A 6084-nucleotide genomic window follows, 5' to 3' on the forward strand; every position below is an offset into this window, starting at 1 on the left:
GCGAACCGTTCGCGGGATGCGCGCAACACCATGGACACCAAAGAGTTTGAAGGTGGTTCGCTGTATGTCACCACCGCGGGCTCAGCGGCGAACCTTTCGGAGTTGTCGGCCCGGTACATCTACGGCGATGAGGTGGATCGCTGGGTGGTGGACGTGGGCGAGGAGGGCGATCCGATTGAACTGGCTGAAACCCGGGGCAGTACGTTTGGCCGTAACGCCAAGTTCTACTTTTCCAGTTCGCCGACAATCCGGGGCGCCTCGCGCATTGCCGACCTGTTCGAGACCAGCGACCAGCGTTTTTACTACGTGCCGTGCCCGACTTGCGGGCACATGCAAGTCCTGGAATGGGAACGCCTGCATTACTCGACGGACTGCCAACTGGCGCACTACGAGTGCGCCGGGCCTGACTGTGACGTGCTGATCGAAGAACATCACAAGGGTGAGATGTTGGCCAAGGGTGAGTGGCGCGCCCATGCCCAGGGCGATGGTGAAACCGTCGGCTTCAACCTCAATGCGTTGTACTCGCCGCCCGGCTGGACCGGTTGGGCCGCGCTGGCCAAGCAGTTCGAGAAGGCCAAGACCGCCATGTCCCGTGGTGATCTTGAGCCGATGCAGGTGTTCTACAACACCCGTCTGGCCAAGGTCTGGGACAGCGCCCAAGAGCAGACCAAAGCGGATGTGCTGATGGCTCGGGCACGCCTGGAAACCTATGGTTTGGGATCGATGCCATTCGCCGTGCTGATGCTCACAGCCGCGGTCGATGTCCAGGCCAACCGGCTGGAGTTCATGGTGGTGGGTTGGGGGGCCGGCATGGAGCGCTGGATCATCGACTATCAGGTGATCTGGGGCGATCCCTCCGACGAACGCACCTGGTCCGTGCTCGACGACAAACTCAAGGCGCGTTATCCGCATCCGTGTGGCGCGGACCTGACAATCCGGGCAGCCGGCATCGACTCCGGCGGCAACCACACCGACGAGGTGTACCAGTTCTGCCGGCTGCGGCGCTGGCGCAACATCTTCGCGGTCAAGGGCGCGAGCAAGTCAGGTCGGCCGGTGATTGCGCAGCGGCCATCGATGATGGATGTCACCTGGAAAGGACTGACCGAGCGCAAAGGTGTCGAGCTGTGGTTCATCGGTACCGACACGGCCAAGGACTGGATTTACAACCGCTATCCGGTGGAGGACGGTCCCGGCGCGCTGCACTTTGCCAACGACCTGCCGGATGATTTCTTCGCCCAGTGCGTCGCTGAGCGCAAGGTGACTCGGTACATCAAAGGCTACAAAAAAATCGAGTGGGTCAAGGGCAAGGCGGAGCGCAACGAAGCCCTCGACTTGATGGTGTACAGCTTGGCGATGGCGCATTACCTGGGCCTGAATCGCTACAAGGAACACGACTGGGAACGGGTGAGAGGCGCCCTGTTGCAGGCGGCGCCGCCGGCTGAGAAAGCCATTGCAGTCGAACGTGTCCGCGCTCCGGCGCCATCTCCGCAGCAACCGCCTGATCCCGTGCCGCCACCGGCCAAGCCGGTAATAGCACCGCTGCCGATTGCACGGCCGCCACAGCGTCGGAGCTCCAGCAGCGGCTACCTCAAAAAACGACGCTGAGTGAAGGCGCATCGTTGCAACCCACGTTGTCTTATTACTTTAGAGCGATCCCCATGGCCTTTACCCAACAGCAACTCGACGCGGTCGAGAAGGCAATCGCGCGTGGCGAAAAAATCGTGCGCTATGCCGATCGCAACGTCGAGTACCGCGACATCGACGAATTGCTTCGGGCACGCGACGAAATTCGTAGCTCGTTGATCGCGGCGGCTGGACCTCGTTCGCGCATCGTGCGGCTTTACCATGGAGGCAAGGGACTGTAATGGCTCGTCACTTTCCTACCTTGGGTCGCAGCGGATTCTTGATTCCCTCGAACATCAAGGCCAGCTATGAAGGGGCTGCCGAAGGGCGCCGCTCTGCCAGCTGGGATGCACCCGACGCCGGCTTCAACAGCATTGCCATTCCGGCGCTGCGCAACCTGCGCTCGCGTTCCCGCGCGGCGGTGCGTAATGATCCGTACGCCTTCAACATCATCGACAAACGGGTCAGCAACCTGATCGGTACCGGCATCACGCCGCGGCCAAGAACCCAGGATGACGAGCTTCGGCATTTGCTGCAGGAGCTCTGGGCCGACTGGACCGAAGAATCCGACGCCGATGGTCTCACCGACTTTTACGGACAGCAGGCGTTGATTGCCCGGACAGTGGAAACGGCCGGCGAATGTTTTGTCCGCCTGCGCCCGCGCAGCCTCGATGAGGGGCTGGTGGTGCCATTGCAACTCCAGGTGCTGGCGCCGGAGTTTGTGCCACACGACAAGTCCGAAATGGCCCGTAACGGCAACGTCATTCGCGCCGGCATTGAGTTCAGCCCGGACAGTCGCCGGGTGGCGTACTGGATGTATCGCTCGCATCCCGGCGATGCCGCGTCGTTGAACTGTGGCTACAACCAGTTGGTGCGCGTACCGGCGAGCCAAGTGCTGCACATTTTTGAGCCGGTCGAACCGGGTCAGCTGCGTGGTCTGCCGCGTTTATCACCAGTGCTCAAGCGCCTGCGCAGCCTGGACAACTACGACGATGCGGTGTTGTTCCGCCAGGAGGTGGCCAACCTGTTCGCCGGCTTTATCAAAAAGCCTTCACCGGATGACATCCAGACCCCGGTCGACCCGGTGACCGGTGCGCCGCTGAACCTTGCCTCGGATGGCTTCACGCCCATGGTGGCGTTGGAACCCGGGACCATGCAGGAGTTGTTGCCAGGGGAGGAGGTGGAGTTTTCCACGCCACCGGATGCCGGCAACAACTATCCCGACTTCATGCGCCAGCAATTGATGGCAGCGGCGGCCGGCGCCGGGATGCCGTACGAAATCCTCACTGGCGACATGCGCGAAGTGAACGACCGCGCGCTGCGGGTGGTGCTCACTGAGTTCCGGCGTCGACTGGAGCAGCTGCAATTTGGTGTGTATGTGCACCAGTTGTGTCGCCCGGTGCGGGCCGCGTGGATGGACATGGCGGTGCTCAGCGGCGCCGTGTTGTTGCCGGACTACACCCAACGACGCCGTGAGTACCTGCGTACACGCTGGGTACCACAAGGCTGGGCGTATATCCATCCGGTTCAGGATGTTCAGTCACGCACGATGGAAGTGAACGCCGGCTTTGCCTCGCGTAGCGAAATGGTCCTGCGCACCGGTTATGACGCCGAAACGGTGGACGAAGAAAACGCCGCCGATGCCGAGCGCGCTCGGGGTAAAGGTCTCAATTACAGCACGCTCGTCGAACTGCTCCAGGCGTTCGACGACAAGGAGCAGACATGAGCAAGAAAACGCCGCCGCGCATTTACAACAAGGCCGGCCAGCGGGTGCCGGTGCAGGATAAAAGCTGGTACGCCGTACACGCTAGCGGCGAAGCGACCGAGCGTGTAATCGAAGTTTTTGTCTACGGTGAAATCGGTACCTGGGGCATTACCGCCAGTCAGTTCATGCAGGATCTGCGCGCCGTCGATGATGGCGTGTCGCCGGTGATCGCCGCGTTCAACAGCATCGGCGGCGACCTGTTCGACGGGTTGGCCATGCACAACACCTTGTCGCGGCTGGGCGAACGTTGCACGGCGCGTGTCGATGCATTAGCTGCCAGTGCGGCCAGTGTCGCGGTGTGCGGTGCTCACAAGGTGGTGATCGCGTCCAATGCGATGTTGATGATCCACAACCCGTGGACCTATGCAGCGGGCGATGCCGATAGCTTTCGCAAAGTGGCCGATGTCCTCGATCAAACCATGGAGGCGATCATCGCGGCCTACAAGGCCAAGGCACCGGACATCGATGAGGCGGAGCTGCGAGGTTTGGTGGCTGCCGAAACCTGGTTGACCGCCAGTGAGGCGGTTGCCTTGGGGCTGGCCGATGAGGTGGGCGACGGGGTGCAGGTCAAAGCGTGTCTGGGGCAGGGCGGGGTGATGCAGCGTTACCAGCACACCCCAGCTGAATTGCTGGCCCAGCTCGATGAGTTGCCTGAGCCAGATTTGGAGTCGGAGCCTGCGCCAAACGATCCACCCAAGCCGGTGATGGACTCGGCCAAGCTGGCATTGTTGATCACTCAACGTTGTGCCGAGGCGGGGATCAGCAACCTGGTCACGCCATTGCTCAGTTCGACCCAGCTTGAAAGCGAAGAGATCGTCCTGGCGGGGCTGACCCGGGCCAAGGCGGTGCATGACCTGTGTGTCGCGGCACGACTGCCAGAACTCAGCCTCGAGTATGTGGCCGCGGGACTGGATGAGTCCGCGGTACGTGCGCGGCTGTTCGACAAGATTGTCAGCAGCGGCAACGGTTTCGAAATCGACAACAGCGTGCCCCTCAACGATGACCCTGCACCGAAGGTGCTGGCGAAACAACCGAATCCGTCTTCGATCTGGGCAGCCCGTCAGGCCGTCCATGCGGGGCAATCCAACAGTGCAAAAGGAGCACGAGCATGACCGTAAAGTACGAAACGCTACACGCCGGCGAGTTTCTGCTCTCCGAAGGGGCCGGGAAGATCTCTCGTGAATCCATTCTGGTGGCCGCCGGTGCCGCACTGAATGCTGGCCAGGTGCTGGGGCTGGTCACGACGACCAATGAGTTTGCCCCCTACGATCCTGCCGCCGTTGATGGCACCGAAGTGGCGGCGTGCATCCTCTACGGGCCGCTGGGTGAATCGACCGAAGAGCGTCGCGCCAGTGCAGTGGTACGGCTGGCCGAGGTCAGCGAGGTGCATTTGACCGGTTTCGATGCTGACGCGGAGGCCGCCTTGGCGGCTCAATTTGTGATAGCCCGCTAAGTCAGCCCCCTTACCCCAACCCCGCCTTGTGCGGGGTTTTGCTTTTCTGGAGAGTCCCTTCATGGCCGACATTGGCATTTTTACCGACGATGTTTTTTCCGTGTCTTCGCTGACCGCGGCGATCAATGAGCAGGAATACTTGCCGGGCCGCATCAGCAGCCTGGGCCTGTTTCGCGAGGAAGGCATCAGCACCCTGACCGTGCAGATCGAAAAGGACGGCAACACCCTGGCCCTGGTGCCGGCGGGTGAGCGCGGCACCTCGGGTCTGGTCGTGGGTGCAAGCAAGCGTCAGATGATCCCGTTCAACACCGTGCACCTGCCGCAGCGTTTCACCATCAAGGCTGACGAGATCCAGGGCATTCGTGCCTTTGGTACGACCACCGAGTTGCAGGCCGTGCAGGGCGTAGTGAACACCCGCCTGAGCAAGGCCAAGCGTCAGCTCGATGCCACCCATGAATTTCAACGCATGGGCGCACTGAACGGCCTGGTGCTGGATGCGGACGGCTCGACGGTCCTGCTGAACATCTATCAGGCGTTCGGTGTGGAGCAACAAAGCTTGTCCATGGGCCTGAACGACTCGGCGACGAAGATCCGGGTCAAGTGCGCCGAAGCGCTGGACATGCAGGACGATGAACTGGGTAGCGTCACCAGCTCGGGCGCGCGGGCCTTCTGTGGCAAGAATTTCTGGAACAAGCTGATCACGCACAAATCGGTTGAGGAAACCTACCTCAATACGATCCAAGCCGCGGAATTGCGTGGTGATGCGCGGGACAGTTTCGAGCTGGGCGGCATCGTCTGGGAGCGCTACCGCGGGCGAATCGCTGGCGTGTCGTTTATTCATGACGATACAGCCCTGTTGATTCCCGAAGGCGTGCCGGAACTCTACATCTCCTGTTTTGCCCCGGCGGACTACATGGAAACGGCCAACACCCAAGGCCTGCCGTATTACAGCAAGCTGGAACCACTGCCGTTCAACAAGGGCATGGCCGGTGAAGCCCAATCCAACCCGTTGCACCTGTGCACGCGTCCACGGGCACAGATCCTGCTGACGCTCTGACCATGGCCTTTCGAGACCTGGTCGCGGAGATCGACAGCGTGGTGTTCGACACCCTGGCCGACGTCGGCTTCATCGAAGGCCGTCGCGTGCTGGGCATGTTCTCAGCGCCTTGGCTGCAACCCAAGATCGGCCGCTTGAACACCGGTCTGCGCGAGCCGTGTTTTCACATTCGGGTGGCCGATGCCG

6 protein-coding genes and 1 pseudogene are annotated in these 6084 nt (G+C 61.5%); all 7 read left to right on the plus strand.

Features of this window, described 5'->3' with window-relative positions; all coding sequences use genetic code 11:
- Positions 1–1605, plus strand: a 1605-nt coding sequence (locus KGA98_RS28190) for a phage terminase large subunit family protein (protein WP_223504932.1), incomplete at its 5' end; no start/stop codon positions are given.
- Positions 1606–1658: 53 nt separating this feature from the next.
- On the plus strand, positions 1659–1865 hold the full coding sequence (locus tag KGA98_RS28195) for a phage head-tail joining protein (protein ID WP_027923826.1): 207 nt from the start codon (positions 1659–1661) through the stop codon (positions 1863–1865).
- Positions 1865–3349: a phage portal protein gene (locus KGA98_RS28200; RefSeq protein WP_223504934.1), complete on the plus strand. Its 1485-nt coding sequence runs from the start codon at positions 1865–1867 to the stop codon at positions 3347–3349. The genes KGA98_RS28195 and KGA98_RS28200 overlap by 1 nt, the downstream gene beginning before the upstream one ends.
- A complete protein-coding gene (locus tag KGA98_RS28205; protein WP_223504936.1) occupies positions 3346–4500 on the plus strand; it encodes a head maturation protease, ClpP-related in 1155 nt (384 codons plus the stop codon). Before KGA98_RS28200 ends, KGA98_RS28205 begins: the two co-directional genes overlap by 4 nt.
- Positions 4497–4841 carry a head decoration protein gene (locus KGA98_RS28210; protein WP_223504938.1) on the plus strand — a complete coding sequence of 115 codons (345 nt, stop codon included), beginning with the start codon at positions 4497–4499 and terminating at the stop codon, positions 4839–4841. Before KGA98_RS28205 ends, KGA98_RS28210 begins: the two co-directional genes overlap by 4 nt.
- Positions 4842–4902: 61 nt before the next feature.
- The gene (locus KGA98_RS28215; protein ID WP_104449527.1) at positions 4903–5898 is read left to right on the plus strand and encodes a major capsid protein; all 996 of its coding nucleotides are present in this window, start codon (positions 4903–4905) and stop codon (positions 5896–5898) included.
- Positions 5899–5900: 2 nt separating this feature from the next.
- Positions 5901–6084, plus strand: a pseudogene (locus KGA98_RS28220) (hypothetical protein); the annotation flags it as partial.

It is taken from the genome of Pseudomonas sp. BF-R-24 (assembly GCF_019947335.1).
In the GTDB taxonomy this organism is placed as follows: Bacteria; Pseudomonadota; Gammaproteobacteria; order Pseudomonadales; family Pseudomonadaceae; genus Aquipseudomonas; species Aquipseudomonas jessenii.

Bases quoted from the DNA above. Each gene is read 5' to 3' on its own strand.
- KGA98_RS28195 (WP_027923826.1), top strand. From the start codon at position 1,659: ATGGCCTTTACCCAACAGCAACTCGACGCGGTCGAGAAGGCAATCGCG.
- KGA98_RS28200 (WP_223504934.1), top strand. From the start codon at position 1,865: ATGGCTCGTCACTTTCCTACCTTGGGTCGCAGCGGATTCTTGATTCCC.
- KGA98_RS28205 (WP_223504936.1), top strand. From the start codon at position 3,346: ATGAGCAAGAAAACGCCGCCGCGCATTTACAACAAGGCCGGCCAGCGG.
- KGA98_RS28210 (WP_223504938.1), top strand. From the start codon at position 4,497: ATGACCGTAAAGTACGAAACGCTACACGCCGGCGAGTTTCTGCTCTCC.
- KGA98_RS28215 (WP_104449527.1), top strand. From the start codon at position 4,903: ATGGCCGACATTGGCATTTTTACCGACGATGTTTTTTCCGTGTCTTCG.